A 23,687-nucleotide genomic window follows, 5' to 3' on the forward strand; every position below is an offset into this window, starting at 1 on the left:
GGCATAATCAGGCCTTCTTCGCCCAAGGACTCCCGGCCCATGAAGATTCTGTTGCTCGCAGGCCTGCTCGCGCTGGCCGGCTGTGCCACCGGTGGTGGCGGCAGGCCCCCGGTCGATGTCTCGGGTGCCGACGTGCTCAAGACCGTCCAGGACAATGGCGACACCATCGAGGAATACCGGGTCGGTGGCCAGCTGCGGATGGTCAAGGTGACTCCGTCTCGCGGCGCGCCGTTCTACATGTACGACCAGAATGGCGATGGCCGCATGGACAGCGACAAGGACGGCGTCTCGCCGGTCTACTGGAAGCTCTACAGCTGGTGAGTCCCGCTGGTGTCCGTCCCGCCGCCCCGTGCCCGCACGCGGTGGCCGGGGCAGCAAGCCCGTCCCTGCACGTCTACGCTCGATGACCACACCCGAACGCCGCAACGTCCCGAATCCGGCTGAACTGCGCGCCGGCCTGACCGCGGAGCAGCGCCAGGCGGTGGAGACACTCGAACATTTCGGCTGGCAACTGCGCTTCGTGCGCCGCCCTCTGTTCCGTGACCCGATCCCGGTGTTGTTCGACCGCAGCGGCGACCGTTACGTGGTGCTGCAGCCGGATGGCACGCTGGATGAGTCGCAGACGTTGAAGCTGCGCGACTGACCGGGCGCGCACGCTGCGCAACGGATGCGTAGTGCCGGCCGCTGGCCGGCTGCGCTTGCATCGGACTACCCGAGGAGCTGGCCAGCGGCCGGCACTACCGGTTTCCCCGTTCCCGGATACCGGTTTCCCCGCTACCGGATACCGCTTTCCCCGTTATCGGATGACCAGCACCGGTACCGTGCTGCGGGCCAGTACCTCGGCGGTCTGGCTGCCCAGCAGTACGCGGGTGACGCCGCGGCGGCCATGCGAGGTCATCACGATCAGGTCGCTGCCGCGCTCGGTGGCGGTATCGATGATGCCGTCGGCGGCATAGCGGTCCAGCACGTGCACGGTGGCGGTGCGCAGGCCCTGGGCTTCGGCGGCGGCCTTGGCCGGCTGCAGTACTTTCTGCGCGGTCTCTTCGCGGTCGGCCTTGTACTCGGGCGTGTTCATGTAGCCCACGCTCCAGCCCATGGCGTCGTACATGCCGACCGCCCACGGCTCGGAGACAGTCACGATATCGACCTCCGCATCGAGGTCCTTGGCCAGCTCCAGGCCCTTGGCCAGGCCTTTCTCGGCCAGCTCCGAACCATCGGTGGCAATCAGGATGCGCTTGTACATGGCAGAGCTCCTTGGGGATCGGCAATGGGAACACCACCATTGCACACCCGATGTGGACGCGACGCCTTGAGCTGGATCAATCGCCGTGCGGCCGTGCCGGCACCTCCCGCGCGGGGTTGCCGACCACGGTCGCGCCGGCCGCTACATCGCGGGTGACCACGCTGCCCGCGCCCACCACCGCATCGTCACCGATGCTGACGCCGGGCAGTACGATCGCCCCGCCGCCGATCCAGACGTTGCGGCCGATCCGCACCGGCCTGGCCGACTCCAGGCCCTCGGCACGCGCCTGCGGATCGCGCGGGTGGTCGGCGGCGTAGAGCTGCACCGCGGGACCGATCTGGGTGCCATCGCCGATGCTGACCTCGGCCACGTCCAGGATCACGCAGTTGTAGTTGAGGAACACGCCCTGCCCCAGGCGGATGTTGTAGCCGTAGTCGCAATGGAACGGCGGCCGGATCACCGCGCCTTCGCCGACCGCACCGAGCTGCTCGCGCAGCAGCGCGCGGCGCGCGGCCGGGCTCTCGGCCAGTGCCGCGTTGTAGCGGACCATCCAGACCTTGGCCGCGGCCATGTCGGCCTGCAGCTCCGGGTCGCCCGGGCGATACGGCTTCCCGGACAGCATCTTTTCCTTTTCGCTCGGACCCATATGGCCTCCTTCGGACAGAGGCTGATGATGCCGGTTGGCCGTCCGCCTGTCAGCGCGCCTTGTAGCGCGTGCCCAGCAATGCGACCACCGCGAAGACGATGCCACTCAGCCAGAACCACAGCGTCGCCCGGCCGATGTACACCACGCTGGGCTGCGGCTGGCAGCGCAGGCGCAGCAGGTCGAAGTCGCCACCGCCGGCCAGGCAGGTCTGGGCGTGCTGGAACAGGGCCAGCACCGGCTCGGCCCAGCCTGCCGACCATGTCAGCAGGACCAGTGCAGCAAGCAGATACGGAATTCCCTTGTTCACGAGTGCGCTCCCAGCGGACAGGGGCAGACTCTGGGCGCCGGCCCGGGGAGCGACAAGCGGCACGCGACGAACTGCGTGAAATCCGGGATGAGTCGGGGGCGATCGGGGATGAAGCGAGGCGCCCTGGCCCACTGCAACGCGGATAGCGCACGCATGCGCTGCCCGTGCTGCAGCGCAGGCCACGCGCCGGACGGCTGATCAGGCGGTACGCACCACGCGTGCGCCCTGGCACAGCGGGTAGCTCGCCAGCAGATCGGCGATGCGCGCGTGCATCGTGTCGAACGACGCGCCATACAGATACAGCGCGGTCTCGGTCGGGCCCTGCCACCAGCTGCAGATCTCGCCGTGGCCGTCGATGCGCTCGACGATCTGCTCGAACACATAGTTCGAATCGCACTGCTCGTAGACCTCGTCCGGCAGATCGGTGCCGTTGAGATACAAGGCCAGGCCTTCGGTAACGCCGAACGGCTGATCGGGAGCGCCTTCGCGCTGGATCAGCGAACCCTTCGGCGCGCCCAGCTGCTCCAGCAGCTCGATCACGCCGGGCAGCGAGGCCGGATCGTTCAACGCGATCTCGATATCGCCGTAATCCACTTCACCTTCTTCGCTCAGCGCGGTGCCACCGCCGGTGATCTCACCCAGCTCGGCACTGCCCAGCAGCGCATCCAGCGGGTCTTCGAACAGCTCATGGCGATGCTCGGGCTGGAGCCTGGCGTTCAATTTGACGGTGAGGTGCAGCGGCGAATCGGTCATGGCGGGGGCCTGTTCGAAGAGGGTGACGCCATTGTAGTGCCGGCCGCTGGCCGGCTCCCGACACCGCCACGGTAAAGCGCAGCCGGCCAGCGGCCGGCACTACCGCAGACGTCGGCGCATCCGCCGGGCGCCTGCCTCGGCTCACCGCAGCAGCGGTGGCACCTTGGTCAGCAGCAACGCAACCAGCCCAGGTGCCATGAACGCGTAATCGTCCGGAATATCCAGGCACACGATGCGCTTGCCTCCGAGCCAGCGCTGGAAGCGGCTGGCCAACCGGCTGCGGTGAGCGCGCTCCATCACGACGATCAGATCGGCCCACTGCAGCAGTTCGGGACTGACAGGTACATCGGCATCGGGCTTGAGACCCGCAGAAGCGGTCTCGATGCCCGGCCAATCGGCAAACACCTGCTCAGCGGTCGGGCTGCGCAGGCGGTTCTGGCTGCAGATGAAGAGCACGTGGCGCGTCATCCGTGACACACCTGCTCAGAGCACCGTCAAATTGGCGTACGCCATCACCAGCCACTTGCTGCCGGCCTCGATGAATTCGACCTGCACGCGGGCGTGCTGGCCGCTGCCCTCGTAGTCGGTGACCATGCCTTCGCCGAACTTGGGATGGTTGACCATCGCGCCCAGCTTGAGCGGCGGTGCTTCCAGCGCCGCATGGCCCATCACCCGGTTGGCGCCGAGCGAGGTACCGCGCGAGACCTGCACCTTCGGGCGCACTTCGTTCACCAGCTCGCGCGGGATTTCGCGCAGGAAGCGCGAGGGCACGTTGTAGTTGTCCTGACCGTGGATGCGACGCGATTCGGCATAGCAGAGCACCAGCTTCTGGCGCGCGCGGGTGATGCCCACGTAGGCCAGGCGACGCTCTTCTTCCAGCCGGCCACTTTCTTCCAGCGAGCGCGCGCTCGGGAACAGGCCGTCTTCCATGCCGGCCAGGAACACCAGCGGGAACTCCAGGCCCTTGGCGGCGTGCAGCGTCATCAGCTGTACGCCTTCTTCGCCGGCCTGGGCCTGGCCTTCGCCGGCCTCCAGCGAGGCGTAGGCGAGGAACGCGACCAGCTCGCTCATGTCCTGGGTTTCTTCGACATCGTCTTCGCGACGGACGAAGCGAGAAGCCACCGAGACCAGTTCGTCCAGGTTGTCCGCGCGCGATTCCGAATCCAGCGCGTTGCGGCTTTCCTTGGACCAGTGCTCGCGCAGGCCCGAGCGCACCAGCACGTGGTCGATGCGTTCGGCCAGGGTCATCTCATCGGCTTCGGCCTGGAGCTGGTTGACCAGCACCAGGAAGCCGGCCAATGCGTTGCGTGCGCGCGCGGCGAGCGCATTGCCCTGGGTGGTCAGCATGGTGGCTTCCCACAGCGAGATCGCGTGGGAACGCGCCAAGCGGCGCACTTCATCCAGGGTGCGGTCGCCGATGCCACGCGTCGGCGTGTTGACCGCGCGCTCGAATGCCGCGTCATCGTTGCGGTTGGTCATCAACCGCAGGTACGCCAGCGCATCCTTGATTTCGGCACGCTCGAAGAAGCGCATGCCGCCGTACACGCGGTACGGCACCTGCTCGGAGAGCAGCGCTTCTTCGAAGGCACGCGACTGCGCGTTGCTGCGGTAGAGCACGGCAACGTCGCCGTAGCTGCCGCCATCGCGCACCCACTGGCGCGCGCGCTCGACCACGTAACGCGCCTCGTCCATCTCGTTGTAGGCCGCGTACAGATCGATCGGGTCACCGTCGCCGCTGTCGGTCCACAACTCCTTGCCGATACGGTCCGGGTTGTGCGCGATCACCGCGTTGGCCGCGCCGAGGATGTTGGCGGTGGAGCGGTAGTTCTGCTCCAGGCGCACGGTCTGCGCGCCCGGGAAATCCTTGAGGAAGCGCTGGACGTTCTCGACCTTGGCGCCGCGCCAGCCATAGATGGCCTGGTCGTCATCACCGACCACGAACACGTGGCCGGTATCGCCGGCCAGCACGCGCACGAAGGCGTACTGGATGGCGTTGGTGTCCTGGAACTCGTCCACCAGGATTTCGCGGAAGCGCGAGCGGTAGTGGGCCAGCAGCGCCGGGTTGTCGCGCAGCAGTTCATGCGCGCGCAGCAGCAGCTCGGCGAAATCGACCAGGCCGGCGCGATCGCAGCGCTCCTGATAGGCGAGATACGCCTGGCGCATGGTTTCCAGCCACGCGTCATGCGGCTCGGGCTGGATATGCTGCGGGCGACGGCCCTCGTCCTTCTGCTCGTTGATCCACCACGCGATCTGCTTCGGCGGGAACTTGCCGTCGTCGATCTCCAGCTGCTGGACCACGCGCTTGACCAGCCGCAGCTGGTCGTCCGAATCCAGCACCTGGAAGCTGTCGGGCAGCTTGGCGTCCTGGTAGTGCAGGCGCAGCAGGCGGTGGGCCAGGCCGTGGAAGGTGCCGATCCAGGCGCCACGGCTGCCCTGCGGCAGCTGCAGGTCGATGCGGTGACGCATCTCGCCGGCGGCCTTGTTGGTGAAGGTCACCGCAAAAATGCCATGGGTCGGCACGCCGCAGACTTCATTGAGCCAGGCGATGCGGTGGATAAGCACGCGGGTCTTGCCGGAACCGGCACCGGCAAGCACCAGATGGTGGCCGGGCGGGGCGGACACAGCTTCGCGCTGGGCGGGGTTCAACCCGTCGAGCAAGTGGGAAACATCCATGTCCCCATTTTACCCTCGGGCGGGTCGCTCCGGGCCGTTACCCGGCGCCCGGATCGAACGGGTTCAGCCGCGCGCGGCCCGCTCGGCCTGTCCGCGCAGCTCCGGGATCGCCAGGCTCTCCCACAGCGTGCCGATGCGCAGGCTGCCGACCACCCGGATCGCCGGCTGCGGCTGGCCATGTCCATCGATCATGCCGCCCTCTTCCACCGTCGTATCCAGGCCGAGGCCATGCGGACCCGGGCGCGCATGGCCGTCGGCCAGCAGCTGCCGGATCAGCGGATTGCGTATGGACAGCGCGCGGGTCTCCACGCCGGTGGCGTTGATCACCGCCGCCACGGTCAGCGGTGGGAGCCCGCTGCCCGGGCTCCGCCCGTGCAGCTGCAGCCCGGTTTCCTGCACCAGCACCGTGTCCAGCCGAGCGCGGTGGCGCTGCAGCTGGCCGCTGCGCTCCAGCTCGGCGACCTGGGCATGCACCGATTCGGCGATGCGGTGGCGGTGCACGTCCCAATAGCGCACCACGTGGCGCAGGAAGCGGCGCTGGTCCCCCTCGCCCAGGCTCAACCACAGCGCCTGGCCCATCGGCCGGATGCGGTCCATCACGCTCTGCCACGGGATGCCCTGGGCGACAGCCGCGCGGGCCTGCCCGCGCAGTTCGCGCACGCGCTGGCGCAACGACATCGCCAGCAGCGGCTGCGGATCGAAGCTGACCGCCGCGCCGTGGGCGTGTGGCAACGGCAACAGCGCGTGGCGCGACAGGACGAAGATCCGCCCACGGTGCCCGGCGGCGGCCAGCGCGACCACGCTGTCGGCCATGCTCAGGCCGGAGCCGATGATGGCCAGATCGTCATCGCCGGCCAGCACGCGTACGCCGTCGTAGTCCCAGGCCTCCACCACCTGCGCGGGCGGCAGGGCATCGGCACCGGGAACCGGCAGCGGGCGCATGCTGTTGCCGCAGGCCAGCACCACCCGCCGCGCGTTCCAGGTCATGTCGTCATCCAGCCGCAGCTGCACGCCGTGTGGGTCGGGCTGCAGCGCGAACACCGGCTGTTCAACCACCTCCAGCGCCGCCGCGCTGTGCGCGCGCGCCTGCTCCAGCCGGGCGCGCAGGTAGGCGGCATAGTGGCGGCGCGGCACGAACTGGTCCGCGAGTACCGTACGCGGCACGTCGGGAACCGCATCGCTGTCGAGCAGGTAATCGAGGAAATCCGCGGGCTGATCCGGCAGCGCGCTCATCTTGCCGGCCGGCACGTTCAGCAGGTGCTCCGGCCACGGCGTGGCGTAGGCGATGCCTTCGGCCAGGACCGAGGCCGGCTCGAACAGCACGATGCGTGACGGCCGGGTTGCATGGCGCAGGGCCTGCAGCGCGACAAGGACGCCGGCAGCGCCGCCGCCGACGATGGCCAGATCACACTGGCGGTGGGTATCGGACGCAGTCATGCCCGGATTGTAGGCGATGCGCGTGGATCGGCCGTCCACGTGCGTCACAGCGCACTACATCAACGCATCGGCCAGCCGCGCGATCCCTTCGCGGCTGCGCTTCCATGCCGGTCGCTGGCGCCACGTCGCCAGGTCCAGCGGGTGCGCGTGTTCGAGATAGTCGGCTTCGATCTGCGCCAGCTGGCGCACCATGCCAGCGTCATAGCAGAGCATGCCGATCTCGGCATTGAGCGCGAACGAGCGGATGTCGAGATTGATCGAGCCGACCAGGGCGATGTCCTCATCGACGGTCAGGTGCTTGGCATGCAGGAAATGCGGCGCGTACAGCGCGATCCGCACACCGCTGCGCAGCAGTTCATCGTAGTACGCCTCCTGCGCCCACGAGGTCAGCCGCTGGTTGGTGCTGGCCGAGAGGATCAGCTGCACCTGCACGCCGGACAACGCCGCGATGCGCAGCGCACTCAGGGTCGCTTCGTCCGGCACGAAATACGGCGTGACCAGCACGATGCGCCGCCGCGCCAGATGGATCAGCGCGTTGACCGCATCGCGCGCATTGCTGAAGGGATACGCCGGGCCACTGGGCAGCAGCTGGGTCGGCACGTCGGCCGAGCACACCGGCACCGCCGTGAGTACGTCCAGGCGCTGCCCGGTTTCCATGTACCAGTCGCTGGCGAACACCGCTTCCAGATGCGCCACCACCGGCCCGCGCACGCGCGCCACCAGCTCCTTGTTGGGGTAGCCGGCGACGAACTGCGGCCCCGCCAGGTTCTGCGAGCCGATATAGCCGACGCGGTTGTCGATCACCGCGATCTTGCGGTGGTTGCGCAGGTCCATGCGGCCGCTGCGGCGCCAGCGCAGGCCGCCGGGCAGCATCGCGCGCACGTCCACGCCGAGCGCCTGCAGGCGGCGCCGATAGTGGCGCAGCCCGCGCTTGGCACCGACCGCATCGAGCAGCAACCGGCAGTGCACTCCACGCGCCGCGGCCCGCTGCAGCGCCTGCACGATGGCCTCGCCGACCGCATCGTCGAACATCAGGTAGTAGAGCAGGTGCACGCGCTCGCGCGCCTGGTCGATGTCCTCGATCAGTGCCTGCAGCGAGGCGTCGTAATCGTTGAGCAGGTCCACCGCGTTGCCGTGGATGGGCATGAAATCGCCCTGGCGCTCGATCAGCGGCACGATTTCGGCGGTGGCCGTGTCCGGCGGGGGCGTCCAGCGCAGCGGTGGCTGCAGGGCCTGCTCCTCGCGGATCACCTGGGACGCTTCGGCCTGGCGCTGCACCCGCTGGCGCGACAACCACGGATGGCCGAACAGCAGATACAACGGCAGCCCGAGCAGCGGCACGAAGCCCACCAGCAGCAACCAGCTGCGTGCGGCACCGGGCGTGGTGCGGCTGGGAATCCAGAACAGCGCGGCCAGCCGGATCAGCCAATCCAGCATCAACAGCCACGAACCCAGCAGCCACTCGAACAGCATCGCGTCGCCCGTCGGGAGGGGAACCGCATTCTGCCATGGGCCGCTGCATGCAACCGGTGGTGCCGGCCGCTGGCCGGCTCCACGTATCGCCGGCCCAACAAAAAACCCGCCACGAGGGCGGGTTTTTCGTCGGGAAGCTCAAGAACCCTTGCGGATTACTTGATCTTGCCTTCCTTGTACAGGACGTGCTTGCGCACGACCGGATCGTACTTCAGGAATTCCATCTTCCCGGGGGTGTTCTTCTTGTTCTTGTCCGTCGTGTAGAAGTGGCCAGTGTTGGCCGTCGAAATCAGACGGATCTTATCGCGCTTGCCTGCCATGATCGTTTACTCCTCAGACCTTTTCGCCGCGCGAACGCAGCTCAGCCAGAACGGAGTCGATACCGTTCTTGTCGATGGTGCGCAGGGCATGCGCGGAAACACGAAGCTTGACCCAGCGGTTTTCGCTGGCAACCCAGAAGCGGCGCTCGTGCAGGTTGGGCAGGAAACGACGACGGGTCTTGTTGTTGGCGTGCGAGACGTTGTTACCCGTCTGCACTCGCTTGCCGGAAACTTGGCATACGCGGGACATTGCGCACCTCGATAAAGTAGTTGTCAGCCCATAGCCCGGGCGACGGCGGCCTCGGCGGTTTCCCGCCACACGTCATGAGAATCAAAGGGTTACGCTGTCGAGGGCGGGCCGGATGACGTGTTCCCGGCCACCGATCCAAAGGTTTTTGGACACAGCGAGCCGCGCATTATGCCCGCTCCGGGGGGCTGCGGCAAGCTGGCCTGGCCCAGGCGCGCCATCCCGGTCCCGTGACAGCCCCTCCGCTAGGCTGCCCGGGCCTGCACCCCGGACGTGACGATGACCCCAGCGCCTTTGCTCTCCTTCGCCTGCGGCCTTTCATGAAGCTGCTCGCCCTGACCTACGGCACCGAAGGCGACACCCGCCCGCTGGTGATGCTCTGCCATGGGCTGATCGGCGCCGGCCATGAGGTGCTGTTGCTGGCCGAGCGCGGCACGCTGGAGACGGCGCGCCAGCTGGGCGTCCCGCATGCCGCGCTGGAGGGCGACATCCATGACGAGGTGGTGGCGCTGGTCTCGCGCGGCAACGCCCGGCTCGCCGCCTCCCGGGGCCTGGCGCGGATGGCGCAACGGCACGTGCCCGGCTGGATGCGCCAGGCCGATGCAGCAGCCGCCGGGTGCGATGCGGTGCTGACCGGCGGGCTGGCCGCCTTCGTGGGCCTGGCCGTGGCCGAACACCATGGGCTGCCGGTAATCGGCACGGGGATGATCCCGCTGACCCCGACCGCCGGCTTCCCCTCCCCGTTCCTGCCACGGCTGCGCCTGCCCGGCGCGCTCAATCGCCTCAGCTACACCTTGGTCAACCAGGCGGTGTGGCGGACCTTCCGCCGTCCGATCAACGCCGCGCGACGGGCATTGGGCATGCCGGGGCGCGCCTCCCCCTGGCGGGATCTGCCGATGCTGTACGGCATCTCGCCGAGTCTGCTGCCTCCCCCATCGGACTGGCCCGCCAATCACCGGATCTGCGGCCAGTGGCGCGCGCCAGAACGTGGCTGGCAGCCGCCGCCGGATCTGCAGGCCTTCCTGGACGCTGGCCCCGCGCCGGTCTACCTGGGGTTCGGCAGCATGACCGGCTTCGATCGCGACCAGGTGCTGCCCGCGCTGCTGGCGGCATTGGCGCCGCGGCGGGTACTGCTGTTCCCGGGCTGGGCCGGGCTGCCCAGCGCCCCGCTTCCGCCCAACGTGTTCGTGCTCGGGCCGACCCCACATGAAGCACTGTTCCCGCGCTGCGCGCTGGTCATCCACCACGGTGGCAGCGGCACCACGCATTCGGCCTGCCGGGCCGGGGTGCCGTCGCTGGTGATGCCGTTCGCCGCGGACCAGTTCTTCTGGGCGGACCGGCTGCAGCAGTTGGGCGTGGCACCGGCGGCGCTGTCGCCGAAGCAGTTGGACGCCGGGACGCTGGGGCGGGCTATCGCGTTTGCAGAATGTGCCGATACCCGCGACCGCGCGGCCGCGCTGGGTCACGCGATGGCCGCCGAGAACGGCGTCAGCACCGGCGTCGCTGCCATCGAGGCATGGCTGTCACCTCGATAGCAGCGGCCACGGCGCACACGGATTTTCTTGCGCCGCCTGAAGAATCACCCGACCAACGGTCGGGTGCTACCCGACGATCAAGGATTACCCAACAGCCCGTGCCGCGTCGCCCTTCCGATGCAGCCACCGGTACAGCACCGGCAGCACCAGCAGGGTCAGAAGCGTGGACGAGACGATGCCACCGATCACCACGGTCGCCAGCGGGCGCTGCACTTCCGAGCCGGCACCCACGTTGAAGGCCATCGGCACGAAGCCGAGCGAAGCCACCAGCGCGGTCATCAGCACCGGGCGCAGGCGGCCCAGCGCACCGTCGCGTACCGCCTCCGGCAGCGGCATGCCGTGCTCGCGCAGGCTGCGGACGAAACTGATCATCACCAGCCCGTTGAGAACGGCCACGCCGGACAGCGCGATGAAGCCGACGCCGGCCGAGATCGACAGCGGAATACCGCGCAGCGCCAGCGCGAGCACGCCGCCGGTCAGCGCCAGCGGCACCCCGCTGAACACGATGGCCGCATCCTTGACCGAGCCGAACGCCCAGAACAGCAGCGCGAAGATGATCGCCAATGTCACCGGCACCACGACCGACAGGCGCTGGCTGGCCGAGATCAGCTGCTCGAAGCTGCCGCCGTACTCGATCCAGTAGCCGTTGGGCACCTGCACATCCCGTCCGATCGCCTGCTGCAGGTCACCGACGAACCCGCCGAGATCGCGATCGCGCACGTTGGCGGTGACCACGATCCGGCGCTTGCCGTTCTCGCGGTTGATCTGGTTCGGCCCTTCGCTGTTGCTCAAGGTCGCCAGCTCACGCAACGGCACCGTGCGTGCACTGCCGCTGGTCCAGCTGCCCGCTCTGCTGGATTCATCGGCCGCATCCGCAAGCGCGGGCTCCAGCGACACCGGCAGGTCCGCCAGTGCGGCCGGGTCCTGGCGCAGCGCTTCAGGCAGGCGCACCACGATGTCGAAGCGGCGGTCGCCTTCGAACAACTGCCCTGCCACCTGCCCGCCCACCGCCGTGGCCACGGTCGACTGGACCTGCCCTGGATTCAACCCATAGCCGGCCAACGCGGTGCGATTCGGGGTGACGGTCAGCAGCGGCAGCCCGCTGGTTTCCTCCACCCGCACGTCGGCCGCGCCCGGCACGGTGCCGGCCACCGCCGCGATGCGTTTGCCGACCGACAGCAGCGTGTCCAGGTCATCGCCGAACAACATCACCGCCACGTCGGCACGCACGCCGGAGATCAGCTCGTTGGTGCGCATCTGGATCGGCTGGGTGAACTCGTAGTTGTTGCCGGGCAGCTGCTCGACCGCTTCTTCCAGCTCGCCGAGAAGGGCCGCACGCGATTTGCGGGGATCCGGCCAGGCCTTGCGCGGTTTCATCATGATGAAGGTATCGGCCACCGAGGGCGGCATCGGATCGGAGGCGACCTCCGGCGTACCGATCTTGGAGAACACCTTGTCCACCTCGGCGAACTGCACCAGCCGGTTCTCGATCTGCTTCTGCATCTCGATCGACTGGGTCAGGCTGGTCCCGGGGATGCGCATCGCGTGCATGGCGACATCGCCTTCGTCCAGGTTCGGCACGAACTCGCTGCCCAGCCGCGTGGCCAGCAGGCCGCAGCCGATCACCAGCACCAGCGCACCGCCGACCATCCAGCGGCCGCGACGCAGGGCGAACGCGAGCATCGGCTCGTAGCGCCGGCGCACCCACGCCATCAGGCGGTTCTCCTTTTCCTGCACACGTCCCCCGAGGAACAGTGCGATCGCGGCGGGAACGAAGGTCAGCGCCAGCACCATCGCACCGGTCAGGGCCAGCACCACGGTGATCGCCATCGGGTGGAACATTTTTCCTTCCACCCCGGTAAGCGCGAAGATCGGCAGGTACACCGCGGTGATGATGCCCAGCCCGAACAGGCTGGGGCGGATTACTTCAGCCGTGGCGCTGGCGGTTTCGGCGAAACGTTCTTCGCGGGTCATGTCGCGGCCGAGCACGTGCTGGCGTTCGCCGAAGCGGCGCAGGCAGTTCTCGATGATGATCACCGCCCCGTCGACGATCAGGCCGAAGTCCAGCGCGCCCAGGCTCATCAGGTTGGCCGACACACCGCCGCGGGCCATGCCGGTCAGCGTGAACAGCATCGCCAGCGGAATCACCGCCGCGGTGATCAGCGCCGCACGGAAATTGCCGAGCAGCAGGAACAGCACCACGATCACCAGCAACGCGCCTTCGATCAGGTTCTTGGCGACCGTCTCGATGGTGCGGTCCACCAGCGCGGTGCGGTCGTAGCTGGCGGTGACGGTGACGCCCTCGGGCAGGCTGGCCTGCGCCTGCTGCAGGCGCGCCGCCGCGGCCTGGGCGACATCGCGGCTGTTGGCCCCGATCAGCATCACCACGGTGCCCATCACCACTTCATGGCCGTTCTGGGTGGCCGCACCACTGCGCAGCTCCGGTCCGTCCTGCACCTGGGCGACGTCGTGCACGTGGATCGGCACGCCTTCGCGGCGGGCCAGCACGATGTTGCCGATCTCCTCCAGGTTGGCGACCTGGCCGGGAATGCGCACCAGGAACTGCTGGCCGTTGCGTTCGATGTAACCGGCGCCGACGTTCTGGTTGTTGGTCTCCACCGCCTGCGCGACATCTTCCAGCGTGAAGCCCAGCGCGCGCAGCCGGGCCGGGTCGGGGGTGATGTGCACCTGCCGCTGGAAGCCACCGATGGTGTTGACCTCGGTCACGCCGGGCACGTTGCGCAGCTGCGGCCGGATCACCCAGTCCTGCAGGGTACGCAGGTCGGTGGCGGTGTACGCCGTGCCATCGGCCTTGCGTGCCTTGGGATCGGCATCGATGGTGTACATGAAGATTTCGCCGAGGCCGGTGGAGATCGGTCCCAGCTGGGGATCGAGGCCGTCCGGAATCTGCGACTTGACCTGCTGCAGGCGTTCGGCGACCTGTTGGCGCGCGAAGTAGATGTCGGTGCCGTCCTTGAACACCACGGTCACCTGCGAGAGCCCGTAGCGCGACAGCGAACGCGCCTGCTCCATGGCTGGCAGGCCGGCCATCACCGTTTCCACCGGGTAGGTGATGCGTTGCTCGGTCTCCAGCGGCGAATAGCCGGGGGCGGCGGTGTTGATCTGCACCTGGACGTTGGTGATGTCCGGGGTGGCGTCGATCGGCAGCCGGGTGAAGCTCCAGCTGCCGATGACGATCAGCACCAACGTCAGGGCCATCATCAACCAGCGATGGGCGATGGCGGCGCGGATGATGCGCTCAAGCATGGGGGCGCCCTCCGTCTGCGGGGCACGGCAGCACGTCAATGTTCATGCGATGCCCCTGCCTTGCCGATATCGGCCTTGACCACGTAGCTCTGCTCGACCACGACCGCTTCGCCGAGGGTCAGGCCACCGAGCACTTCGACCTTGCCCGCGTCGCGCGCACCCAGCATCACCGCACGCGCGGCATAGGTATCGCCCTGGCGCACGAACACCACGTCCTTGCCGTCCATCGTCTGCAGCGCGCTCAGCGGCACCACCTGCGCAGCCGGCGTGGTGGCCACGACGATCCGCGCCTTGACCGCGGCACCGGGCCGCCACTGACCATCGTCGTTGCGCAGCGTCGCGCGGGCGACCGTGCTCTGGCTGGCGGTGGCGGTGCCGGGCAGCACACTTTCCAGCGTGGTGGCCTGGCTGACGCCGTCGGTCATCCGCGACACGGTGACCGGCACGCCGGCGGTGATGTGCTGGGTGTCGTTGCCGAAGATATGCAGGTCCACCCACAAGGTGGAGAGATCGCCGATCTCGAACAGCGGCGTGCCCTCACCGGCGACGCCGCCGACCTGGGCCTGGCGCGCGAGCACCACGCCACCGATGGGTGCGCTGACCGTGTACGTGGTGAGGCTGAGATTGCTCTCGATGCTGGCCAGCACCTGGCCGGCGCGCACGCGGTCGCCGACGTTGGCGCGCAGCGAGCGGATCGGGCCGGGGAAGCGCGCCATCACCTGGGCGACGCGGCCATCGACCGGGGTCAACAGGCCCTGCACGTCGTGTTCGTCGGCGATGGTGCCGGCCACGACCGGTGCGACGCGGATGCCGGCCTGGTCGGCCATGGCCGCGGCGATGGTAGTGCTTTCCGGGGCGTCGTGATCGTCATGATCATCGTCGTGCCCGGCCTCACCATGGCCGGCATCGGTCCCGGCCGGCTTGGCCGGTGCCGCAGCGGGTTCAGTGCCGCCGCAGCCGGTGAGCGCCATCAGCGCGATCAACATGCTGCCAGCCAGCGCGGTACGGGTCTGGGAAAGGGTCATCGGCGGTCCTCCGTGGACACGGTGTCGGTAGCGGCGACCATGCTCTGGCCGGTCAGGCGCTGGATTTCGATCAGGGCGGTCTGTGCGGCGATGGCCGCCTCAAGCTGGCGCTGGCGTGCGTCGATCCGCATCGCCTGCAGCTGGGCCCATTCCATGTAACTGATCGCGCCGGCACGCCAGGCCTTCTCGGCAGCGTTCTCGGCACGCTGCAGCTGGGGCAGCACATCGCGCCCCATGCGGGTGACTTCCAGCCGCGAGGTCAGGTAGCGGCCATGCGCTTCGGCGAGCGTGGCGTACAACTGCAGTGCGCGCGCATCGCGCTCCACGCTGTTGAGCGCCAGTTCGGCTTCCGCCGCGCGGATCTCCGGCTCGGCACGGCGCACGCTGCCTAAGGGCAGGCTGAAACCCGCGACCAATGAGGTATCGCGGGTATCCCGGCTGTTGCGCACGCCGACCTGCCAACTGACATCCGGCCGCGCCTGGGTGCGGGCCAGCTGCACCTGCGCCTCGCGGATGCGACGTTCGCCGGCCAGCACGGCCAGTTCCGGGGTGCGCTGCAGTTCGTCGGCGAGTACCGCGAAGTCCTGCAGCGCAGGCAGCTGCATCGGGTCGCCAGTCACGACATCGAAGCCAGAATCGCGCTGGCGCCACAATGCCGACAGCGCCGCACGCGCGGACTGGTCCATCTGCTTGGCGCGATCGCGGTCCAGTTCGGCCTGGGCCAGCATCGCCTGGGCGGTCATCAGCACCGATTCCGGCGAGGCACCGGCCTGCAGGCGCAGCCGTGCGGCGGCGACCGCGCGCCTGCGCTGTTCGATATCGGTCTCGGCGATGCGCAGTTGCTGGCGCGCGTCGGTCACCGCCAGATAGCGGCGTGCGACCTCGGCCATCAGGTCCAGCCGCGCGGTTTCGCGCTGCGGGGCCAGGCTGTCCAGATTGGCCTGGGCCACGGCGCGGCGGGCATCCAGCTTGCCGCCACGCTCCAGCACGCCGGCCAGGGTGACGGTGGCTTCAGCTGCATCAAAGCCGCGGCTGTCGCCGGTGCCGAGCGCGTTCTCCAGCTCCACGCCCAGGGTCAGCGGGGGCGGGAGCCCGGCCGCGTCACGGCGGGCTTCCCACACCGGACGCTGGGCCTCGGCCAGGCGCAGGTCGGGGTGGTACTGGGCAACGCGCGCGATGGCGTCGTCGAGGGTCAACGGTACGGCGGGTGTCGTGCCCTGTGCGTACACGCACGGCACGAACGCAATGGCAGCCAAGGCTGCCAGACGCATCCACATGGGAGTCTCCAGAAACGGTCAGATGGCAAACGGCGGCGCGCGGCCGCAGGGCATCAGATCGCTATCGGGGGACGCAGCAGGTTCTCGGGCGGCTGTGAGCGCAGCTGCGCGATCAGCCCGGCAGGGACACCGTGGCTGGGGGCGGCCGCCAGGCTCCAGGCCATCGCGGCCATCGGCAGCACGCCGCCGTGGCCATGGCAGTGGCCGCAATGCACCAGGGCATGCAGCCAGTCGTCATTGCCATCGTCATCGCCTGGCACGGTGGACGCCGTGTCATCCAGGCTGCCATGCAGCTCGCTGCTGTCCGCATGAACGGTCAGGTGGATGTCGGCCAGGGCCGAGGCCAGCGAACTGCCGAACACGCCCACACCGACCACCACCAGCATCAGCAGGCGGAGCAGCAGGGACGGACGCGGGCGGGCACGACGGAACATGGCCCGCAGGGTAGCCGGGTGCGAAGCCGTTACACAATCGCAGCGCGGTCCGGTGGTTCACGTTGGCGGGGGCCGGCACGATGACCGGCCCCACGCGGATCAGCTGGCCGCGGCCTTGCGCTGGGCGATGAAGGCCTGGATCTGTTCCTCCAGCACCGGCAGCGGCACCGAACCCTGGCTCAGCACGGCGTCGTGGAAGGCCTTGACGTCGAAACGGTCGCCCAGCTCCTGCTCGGCCTGCGTGCGCAGGCGCACGATCGCGATCTCGCCGAGCTTGTAGCTCAGCGCCTGGCCCGGCCAGGAGATGTAGCGGTCCACTTCGGTGGTCACTTCATGCTCGCTCAGCGCGGTGTGGTCGCGCAGGTAGGACAGCGCCTGCTCGCGGGTCCAGCCCTTGTGGTGCACCCCGGTATCGATCACCAGGCGCGCGGCGCGCCACATCTCGTAGGTCAGGCGGCCGAAATCCTCGTACGGGGTTTCGTAGATGCCCATCTCCACGCCGAGCTTCTCGCAGTAAAGGCCCCAACCTTCGCCGTACGCAGAGATGTAGTTGTTGCGACGGAACGCGGGCTGCTCGCCCTGCTCTGCCGCGAGCGCGCCCTGCAGCGCATGGCCCGGATCGGACTCGTGCAGGGTCAGCGCCGGCAGGTTGTACAGCGGCCGCGCCGGCAGGTTGTAGGTATTGAGCCAGTAGGTGCCCATGCCACCGCGGCCCGCGGTCCAGAACGGGGCGATGTCCGGCGGCACCGGCACGATGGTGAAGCGTGCGCGCGGCAGCGTCATGTACTTGCCGATCACGCCATCCACGCGCTTGGAAATCCAGGCGGCGCGGTGCAGCAGCTCGTCCGGGGTCTTGGCATAGAACTGCGGATCGGTGCGCAGGAAGGTCAGGAATTCGGCGAAGCTGCCTTTGAACTCGACCTGCTTGATGATGCCGTCCATCTCGGCCTGGATGCGCGCGACTTCCTTCAGGCCGATCTCGTGGATCTGCTGCGGGGTCAGGTCCAGCGTGGTGTACTCGTGGATCTGCTGCTTGTAGTACGCCTTGCCGCCCGGCATCGCCTCGGCGGCCAGGGTGGTGCGCGCCTGCGGCACGTACTCGCTGACGAAGAAGGTGCGCAGCTTGGCGAAGGCCGGCACCACGCTGCCGCCGATGGCCTGGCGGGCCTGCTCCTGCAGCTGCGCCTGCTCGGCGGCGGGGATGCCGGCCGGCAGCTTCTTGAACGGTGCGTACAGCGGCGACTGGGTCGGGTCCTTCAGTTCGGACACGGTGGCGATGGACACCTCGCGGCCATCGAGCACCGCACGCGGGACGCTGAAACCGCGCTTGAGGCCGGCGCGCATGTTCTCGGTCTGCTGGTCGAAATAGCGCGGCACATCGTTCAGGCGCGCGATGTAGTTGCGGTAGTCCTGCGCGGTCTTCATCTCGCGCCGCGCCATGAAGGACAGGTTGGACCAGAACGAGGAATCGGCATTGAACGGCATCTCATAGCCGCGCAGGCGCACATCGGCGGCCAGGTTGAACACCTGGTCGCGGTAGATCGCGTAGTTGATCCGGTTTTCGGCCGAGAGCGCCTTGGTGTCGACCTTGTCCAGCTGGGCCAGCACGTCGTCCCAGACCTTCAGGCGTCCCTGCTGCGCGGCCGCGCCGACATCCGGCATGCGGGTGGCGTTGGCCGGGCCGTCGCCATCCTCACTGGCTTCACCACCCCCGGCCTCGCGCCAGGCCCATTCCTTCTCGTAGATGGCGCGGAACTGCGCATCGGCAGGACCTTCAGTGGCCAGGCGGGCCGGGGCGGCGGCCGGGGCAGCCGGAGGCGCGGCCAGGGCAGCGCCGGCAGGAAGGGCCAGAGCGAGCAGCAGCGCAGCAACGAGCGGTGATTTCACGGTCAGGGGTTCCCGAGGGACGGCAAACCCCCATGATGGCACCAAGCGGCCGGGCGCTGCATGGATCAAAGGTCCTGCCCCCGACACGGCAAGCATCCACGCATGGCGTGGATCTACCCTAATGGCTGGCCTTGTCCCGCTTCCATCCGCGGTGCGCGATATCCAGCTTCAGGCTGTACAGCGCGGTGAACGCCGGGAACAGGTTCTGCAGCACGCCCACCGAGTCCTGCTTGGCCGAGAACAGGAAGTAGCTCAGCGTCATCAGGCTGCCGACCACGCTCATGTACCAGAACAGGCGTGGGATCACCGGCTTGCCGGCGCGGCGCGAGGCAACGAACTGGACCAGCCAGCGGCCGCCGAACATCAGTGCGCCGGTGTAGCCGATCAGCTTCCAGCCGGTGACGTGCAGGCCGGTCCAGTACAGCCAGGTCAGCGGCTGGTCGAGCCAGTGCAGTTCCATCAGCGTTCTTCCACGGCGGTGCGCTTGCTGCGCGTGATCAGCCAGGCGACCCCACGCAGGTCGCGGATGCCGACCAGGGCGCGGCCGAGGTTGTTGTACTTGGATACGCCCGCGGTGCGATGGCGGTGATTGACCGGCACGCTGATGGTCTTCCAGCCGGCACGCTGCATCAGCGCCGGCAGGTAGCGGTGCATGTGGTCGAAATACGGCAGGTCCAGGAACGCGGCACGCTCGAACAGCTTGATGCCGCAGCCGGTATCGGGCGTGTCGTCGCGCAGCATGCGCGCGCGGATCGCGTTGGCCCACTTGCTCGCCCAGCGCTTGCTGCCCGAATCCTGGCGGTGCACGCGCCAGCCGGCGAACAGTTTCACCTCGCCGGCGGCCGCAGCGCGCGCGGCGAGCAGCCCGGGGATGTCGGCCGGGTCATTCTGGCCGTCACCGTCCAGGGTCGCGATCCAGGGCGCGCGGGCGTGCTTGACGCCGTTGCGCACCGCGGTGCTCTGCCCGCTCTGGGTGACATGGTGCAGTACCCGCAGTTCCGACGTGGTGGCCTTCAGGGACTGCAGCACGGCCAGGGTGTCGTCGCGCGAATGGTCGTCGACATAGACGATTTCGAACTCGATCCGTCCGCGCAGCGCGGTGGTGATCTCGTTGATCAGGGGCGTGACGTTGTCGCGTTCATTGAAGACCGGGACGACGACCGACAACTGGGGTTGGCTCATGGTCGGACTCTGCGAATGGCCAGGATCGAAAAAGAGCGCGCATTTTCCGCACCCGAGGTTATCCGAAGATGAATGGGTGCGTGTGTGTCAGGCGTGAGTACCGAAATAATCGCGGCACCAAGCCACCACTGGCGGCAGGCCGCGCTCGATCGGCATGGCCGGCTCATAGCCGAAAGCGTCATGCGCCCGCGTGGTATCGGCCATGGTGCGGACCATGTCGCCCGGCTGCATCGGCTTGTAGACCTTCTGCGCGGGACGTCCGGCGGCGGCCTCGATGACACCGATGAAGTGCTCCAGCTCGATCGGCGTGTGATTGCCGAGATTGAAGACGCGATGCGGAACGACCTCGCTGGACGGATGCGCCAGCGCGCCGAGGATACCTTCCACGATGTCGGAGACATGTGTGAAGTCGCGCTGCATTTTTCCGTCGTTGAAGACATCGATCGGGCGGCCGGCCAGCACCGCGCGCGAGAACAGCAGCGGTGCCATGTCCGGGCGGCCCCACGGGCCGTACACGGTGAAGAAGCGCAGGCCGGTGGCATGCAGCCCGAACAGCTGGGCGTAGGTGTAGGCCATCAGCTCGTTGGCGGCCTTGGTCGCGGCGTACAGCGAGCGCGGCTTGTCGATGCGCTGGTCTTCGGAGAACGGCGGGGTGGCGGAATCGCCGTACACCGAGCTGCTGGAGGCATACACCAGATGGGCCACGCCGCGATGGCGGCACAGCTCCAGCATGTTGACGAAGCCGGTCAGGTTGCTGTCGACGTAGGCATGCGGATTTTCCAGCGAGTAACGCACGCCGGCCTGCGCGGCCAGGTGGATGACCCGGGTCGGCTGGACCTCGTCGAACAGCGCGGCCAGGCCCTCGCGGTCGGTCAGGTCGAGCACGCGGATGTCGGCCTGCGGGCACAGCGCGGCCACGCGATCGCGCTTGATCTGCGGATCGTAGTAGTCGTTGTAGTTGTCCAGGCCGACGACGCGCTCACCGCGCGCGAGCAGGGCCTTGCAGGTGTTGGCGCCGATGAAGCCGGCGGCGCCGGTCACGAGGATGGTCATGGCAGATGTCTTGGGTTACCAGCGCACAGGATATCGCCGATGCGCTCAGAACAGGCCGAAACGCTTCCTCGCCACGTTGACCCGGCCCGGTTCGATGATGTCCTTGACGCCCTTGGCATCGAAGCGGTCCAGCAGCGCATCGCTGCCCTTCTTCAGCTTCAGCGCCATCTCTTCGGGATACAGCGGCACCAGGGTCATGAACACGATGGTCTTTGCATCGTCGATCACCAGGTGGCTGAAACCCTCCGGCGCGCTCACTGACGGCAGTACGATCGCGCCATCGAAGCCGACGCCGGGTGCATAGGGCTCGGCCGGATCGCCATTGGGCACGGTATGGCCAAACCCCAGCCAGGTGTCGTACTTGTGCGGCAGCCGGGCCAGGCTCTTGAGCAGGCGGATCGGCCAGTAGTGGGCTTCGTTGTCGAAGTCGCCGTGCTGGATCGGCCAGTCGGCCGGCAGGGTCAGCATCAGCTCCATATGCTGCGGCGCTTCCACGCCCTCGGGCAGCGGCATCGGCAGGTCGCTCATGCCCGAGGTCACCAGCCGCAGGTACGGCATGTCCTCGGTGGCCGGCACCACGTGCACGTCGATGTGCACCGCGTCGGAGACGATCTCGTGGAACACGCCCGAGATCGGGCCGAGGTAGTGCTCGATATGCGCGCTGATCTGCTCGATGGATTCCTCGCCGTGTGCCGGCTCGAAGTCCTTTTCCTGCGTGTGCAGCAGGATCGGGCTGCCGCCCGGGCTTACGTCGTCGTGTTCATTGCTCATGGGTGCTCCCGGTGATGGCTGCCGGTTGCCGGGTGCGCCGCTTCACCACAGGCTCAGCGGCGCTTCCTTGGCCAGCGTGGCTTTGCGTTCCTTGCTGAAATCCCACCACGGCCGCGGTGCCTCGCCCTGCATGAAACGCACCACCGACAGGAACACATCGATCACGCAGGGGTCGTGCATCACGCCGGTGCGCAGACACAGCTGCGCGTACATGTCATAGGCATCGCGACCGCGCAGGTGCGCTGGCACGCGGATGCCGATCAGACGGAGATCTTTCTCACAGGCCGGCCCGACATTCGGCAGGTCGGTCAGACGCAACAGATGGTTGCGGTCGACCTTGGTGGGGTTCATTGCTTGGGGGGGATCCTCTGACGCCTGCGGGGGACTCAGCCCTTCTGTGCGCGAAGTCGGTCGAGCACGCCATCCAGCGTGTCCAGGTCGGTGTAATGGATGATCAGCTTGCCCTTGCCGCCACGGCCGTGGTTGATCGCCACGCGGGCGCCCAGCGACTCGGACAGTTCGGTTTCCAGCGAAGCGATGTCGGCCTGCGGCGCGGCGGCCGCGGGCTTCTTGCGCAGCGCGCCCGGCACCTTGCCGGCGGCGAACTGCTGCGCGCGGTGCTCTACTTCGCGCACCGACCAGCCCTGGTCGGCCGCTTCCTGGGCCAGTTTGCTGGCCAGTTCCGGCGCCAGCGTCAGCAGCGCGCGGGCATGGCCCATTTCCAGCCGACGGGTTTCCAGCAGCAGGCGGATCGCGACCGGCAGCTCAAGCAGGCGCAGCAGGTTGGAGACCGCCGCACGCGAGCGGCCGACAGCCTGCGCGGCCTCGGCGTGGGTCAGCGCGAATTCGGTGATCAGCCGCTGCAGTGCTTCGGCTTCTTCGAGCGGGTTGAGGTCTTCGCGCTGGATGTTCTCGATCAGCGCCATCGCGATGACGGTGCGGTCTTCCAGTTCGCGCACCACCACCGGCACTTCATCCAGGCCGGCCAGCTGCGAGGCGCGCCAGCGACGTTCGCCGGCCACGATCTCGAAGCGGTCCGGGCCAAGCTGGCGGACCAGGATCGGCTGGATCACGCCCTGCGACTTGATCGACTCGGCCAGCTCGCCGAGCTTGGTCTCGTCCATGTCGCGGCGCGGCTGGTACTTGCCCGGCTGCAGGTGGCCGACCGGCAGCTTGCGCAGGATTTCACCCGGCTGCGGCTCGACCACCGCCGCTGCCTGCACCTGTGTCACCGCCCCCTTGGGCCCCAACAGCGCGTCGAGGCCACGGCCGAGGCCGCGTTTCTTGCCAAGGGCAGGCTTGGTGCTCATCAGGCGGTCTCCATGGCCTTGTCGGCCTTCTTGCGTTGGTTGTTGCGACGGATGATCTCGCCGGCGAGGCCGAGATAGGCAACGCCACCGCGCGAGGCACGGTCGTACCCGACGATGCTCTGGCCATGGCTGGGCGCCTCGGCCAGGCGCACGTTGCGCGGCACGATGGTGCGGAACACCTGCTCGCCGAAGTGCTCGGTCAGCTCGGCCGACACGGCGTTGGCCAGGTTGTTGCGCACATCGAACATGGTGCGCAGCACGCCCTCGATCTCCAGCGCGGGATTGAGGTTGGCGCGCAGCGCTTCGATGGTTTCCACCAGCGCGCTCAGGCCTTCCAGCGCGTAGTACTCGCACTGCATCGGCACGATCACCGAGTCGGCGGCGGCCAGCGCGTTGAGCGTCAGCAGCGACAGTGCCGGCGGGCAGTCGATCAGGATGTAGTCGTATTCGTCGCGGATCGGGGCCAGCGCGCGCTTGAGGCGCTGCTCGCGCTCGCTCTGGTCCATCAGCTGGATCTCGGCGGCGGTCAGGTCGATGTTGCCCGGGAGCAGGTCGAAGCCTTCCGGCGTCTTGACCCGGACCTCGGCCGCGGTGCTTTCGCCCAGCAGCAGGTCACAGGTGGAGGCGGCGACTTCGCGCTTGTCCACGCCGCTGCCCATGGTCGCATTGCCTTGGGAATCGAGGTCGACAAGAAGCACGCGCTTGGGTGCAGCAGCCAGGGAGGCGGCCAGATTGACGGCGGTCGTGGTCTTGCCGACGCCACCTTTCTGGTTGGCGATGGCGATGATGCGGGCCATGCGGGTGAGCCTCATCGGCAGGGAGTGGGACTGGTCATTATGCGTATATG

At 68.1% G+C, this 23,687-nt stretch carries 25 protein-coding genes; 3 read left to right on the forward strand and 22 right to left on the reverse strand.

The annotated features are described in order from the left end of the window. Positions 1-39: 39 nt before the first annotated feature. Positions 40-321, forward strand: a complete 282-nt coding sequence (locus AB9O74_RS07245; protein ID WP_176987810.1) for a DUF2782 domain-containing protein — start codon at positions 40-42, stop codon at positions 319-321. Between the two features lie 82 nt (positions 322-403). Next, a complete protein-coding gene (locus tag AB9O74_RS07250; protein WP_369348894.1) occupies positions 404-643 on the forward strand; it encodes a hypothetical protein in 240 nt (79 codons plus the stop codon). A gap of 153 nt (positions 644-796) precedes the next feature. On the opposite strand, the gene AB9O74_RS07255 is transcribed toward AB9O74_RS07250, so the two are convergent. From AB9O74_RS07255 to rpmB, 10 genes are all read right to left on the reverse strand, one after another. Further along, complete coding sequence (locus AB9O74_RS07255) at positions 797-1,243, reverse strand: universal stress protein (RefSeq protein WP_121040915.1); 447 nt, start codon at positions 1,241-1,243, stop codon at positions 797-799. Between the two features lie 76 nt (positions 1,244-1,319). After that, a complete protein-coding gene (locus tag AB9O74_RS07260; protein ID WP_176987807.1) occupies positions 1,320-1,889 on the reverse strand; it encodes a sugar O-acetyltransferase in 570 nt (189 codons plus the stop codon). 49 nt (positions 1,890-1,938) lie between these two features. Then, positions 1,939-2,196: a hypothetical protein gene (locus AB9O74_RS07265; RefSeq protein ID WP_369348895.1), complete on the reverse strand. Its 258-nt coding sequence runs from the start codon at positions 2,194-2,196 to the stop codon at positions 1,939-1,941. A gap of 198 nt (positions 2,197-2,394) precedes the next feature. Then, positions 2,395-2,949, reverse strand: coding sequence for a hypothetical protein (locus AB9O74_RS07270; protein WP_369348896.1), 555 nt, complete (start codon positions 2,947-2,949; stop codon positions 2,395-2,397). A gap of 141 nt (positions 2,950-3,090) precedes the next feature. Beyond that, on the reverse strand, positions 3,091-3,417 hold the full coding sequence (locus tag AB9O74_RS07275; protein WP_369348897.1) for a low molecular weight protein tyrosine phosphatase family protein: 327 nt from the start codon (positions 3,415-3,417) through the stop codon (positions 3,091-3,093). Between the two features lie 15 nt (positions 3,418-3,432). Beyond that, positions 3,433-5,622 carry a DNA helicase II gene (gene uvrD / locus AB9O74_RS07280; RefSeq protein WP_369348898.1) on the reverse strand — a complete coding sequence of 730 codons (2,190 nt, stop codon included), beginning with the start codon at positions 5,620-5,622 and terminating at the stop codon, positions 3,433-3,435. A gap of 63 nt (positions 5,623-5,685) precedes the next feature. Then, positions 5,686-7,077 carry an FAD/NAD(P)-binding protein gene (locus AB9O74_RS07285; RefSeq protein WP_369348924.1) on the reverse strand — a complete coding sequence of 464 codons (1,392 nt, stop codon included), beginning with the start codon at positions 7,075-7,077 and terminating at the stop codon, positions 5,686-5,688. A 36-nt stretch (positions 7,078-7,113) separates the two neighbouring features. Next, the gene (cls, locus tag AB9O74_RS07290) at positions 7,114-8,532 is read right to left on the reverse strand and encodes a cardiolipin synthase (RefSeq protein ID WP_176987802.1); all 1,419 of its coding nucleotides are present in this window, start codon (positions 8,530-8,532) and stop codon (positions 7,114-7,116) included. Positions 8,533-8,687: 155 nt separating this feature from the next. Next, positions 8,688-8,855: a 50S ribosomal protein L33 gene (gene rpmG, locus AB9O74_RS07295; protein ID WP_172407465.1), complete on the reverse strand. Its 168-nt coding sequence runs from the start codon at positions 8,853-8,855 to the stop codon at positions 8,688-8,690. Positions 8,856-8,865: 10 nt separating this feature from the next. Continuing rightward, on the reverse strand, positions 8,866-9,102 hold the full coding sequence (rpmB, locus tag AB9O74_RS07300; protein WP_019185625.1) for a 50S ribosomal protein L28: 237 nt from the start codon (positions 9,100-9,102) through the stop codon (positions 8,866-8,868). Positions 9,103-9,419: 317 nt separating this feature from the next. Here rpmB and AB9O74_RS07305 point away from each other — a divergent pair, with 317 nt between their 5' ends. Then, positions 9,420-10,634 carry a glycosyltransferase gene (locus tag AB9O74_RS07305; RefSeq protein ID WP_369348899.1) on the forward strand — a complete coding sequence of 405 codons (1,215 nt, stop codon included), beginning with the start codon at positions 9,420-9,422 and terminating at the stop codon, positions 10,632-10,634. An 84-nt stretch (positions 10,635-10,718) separates the two neighbouring features. On the opposite strand, the gene AB9O74_RS07310 is transcribed toward AB9O74_RS07305, so the two are convergent. The 12 genes from AB9O74_RS07310 to AB9O74_RS07365 form a co-directional block, all read right to left on the reverse strand. Continuing rightward, positions 10,719-13,901 carry an efflux RND transporter permease subunit gene (locus tag AB9O74_RS07310; protein WP_369348900.1) on the reverse strand — a complete coding sequence of 1,061 codons (3,183 nt, stop codon included), beginning with the start codon at positions 13,899-13,901 and terminating at the stop codon, positions 10,719-10,721. Positions 13,902-13,936: 35 nt separating this feature from the next. Next, complete coding sequence (locus AB9O74_RS07315) at positions 13,937-14,926, reverse strand: efflux RND transporter periplasmic adaptor subunit (protein ID WP_369348901.1); 990 nt, start codon at positions 14,924-14,926, stop codon at positions 13,937-13,939. Further along, entirely contained in the window at positions 14,923-16,203 is a 1,281-nt protein-coding gene (locus AB9O74_RS07320) for a TolC family protein (RefSeq protein WP_369348902.1), read from the reverse strand. The genes AB9O74_RS07315 and AB9O74_RS07320 overlap by 4 nt, the downstream gene beginning before the upstream one ends. Before the next feature lie 53 nt (positions 16,204-16,256). Continuing rightward, positions 16,257-16,637: a hypothetical protein gene (locus tag AB9O74_RS07325; protein ID WP_369348903.1), complete on the reverse strand. Its 381-nt coding sequence runs from the start codon at positions 16,635-16,637 to the stop codon at positions 16,257-16,259. Positions 16,638-16,736: 99 nt separating this feature from the next. After that, a complete protein-coding gene (locus tag AB9O74_RS07330; protein WP_369348904.1) occupies positions 16,737-18,524 on the reverse strand; it encodes a DUF885 family protein in 1,788 nt (595 codons plus the stop codon). Between the two features lie 118 nt (positions 18,525-18,642). Then, entirely contained in the window at positions 18,643-18,984 is a 342-nt protein-coding gene (locus AB9O74_RS07335; RefSeq protein WP_179459693.1) for a lipid-A-disaccharide synthase N-terminal domain-containing protein, read from the reverse strand. After that, the gene (locus AB9O74_RS07340) at positions 18,984-19,706 is read right to left on the reverse strand and encodes a glycosyltransferase family 2 protein (protein ID WP_369348905.1); all 723 of its coding nucleotides are present in this window, start codon (positions 19,704-19,706) and stop codon (positions 18,984-18,986) included. Before AB9O74_RS07340 ends, AB9O74_RS07335 begins: the two co-directional genes overlap by 1 nt. 87 nt (positions 19,707-19,793) lie before the next feature. Beyond that, entirely contained in the window at positions 19,794-20,759 is a 966-nt protein-coding gene (locus AB9O74_RS07345) for an SDR family NAD(P)-dependent oxidoreductase (protein ID WP_369348906.1), read from the reverse strand. A gap of 45 nt (positions 20,760-20,804) precedes the next feature. Next, positions 20,805-21,530: a suppressor of fused domain protein gene (locus tag AB9O74_RS07350; protein ID WP_369348907.1), complete on the reverse strand. Its 726-nt coding sequence runs from the start codon at positions 21,528-21,530 to the stop codon at positions 20,805-20,807. 42 nt (positions 21,531-21,572) lie between these two features. Then, positions 21,573-21,881, reverse strand: a complete 309-nt coding sequence (locus AB9O74_RS07355; protein ID WP_176987791.1) for a helix-hairpin-helix domain-containing protein — start codon at positions 21,879-21,881, stop codon at positions 21,573-21,575. A gap of 35 nt (positions 21,882-21,916) precedes the next feature. Next, positions 21,917-22,840: a ParB/RepB/Spo0J family partition protein gene (locus AB9O74_RS07360; protein WP_176987790.1), complete on the reverse strand. Its 924-nt coding sequence runs from the start codon at positions 22,838-22,840 to the stop codon at positions 21,917-21,919. Continuing rightward, complete coding sequence (locus tag AB9O74_RS07365; RefSeq protein WP_019185613.1) at positions 22,840-23,637, reverse strand: ParA family protein; 798 nt, start codon at positions 23,635-23,637, stop codon at positions 22,840-22,842. Before AB9O74_RS07365 ends, AB9O74_RS07360 begins: the two co-directional genes overlap by 1 nt. Between the last annotated feature and the right edge of the window lie 50 nt (positions 23,638-23,687).

Source organism: Stenotrophomonas sp. JAG2 (assembly GCF_041080745.1).
In the GTDB taxonomy this organism is placed as follows: Bacteria; Pseudomonadota; Gammaproteobacteria; order Xanthomonadales; family Xanthomonadaceae; genus Stenotrophomonas; species Stenotrophomonas maltophilia_AA.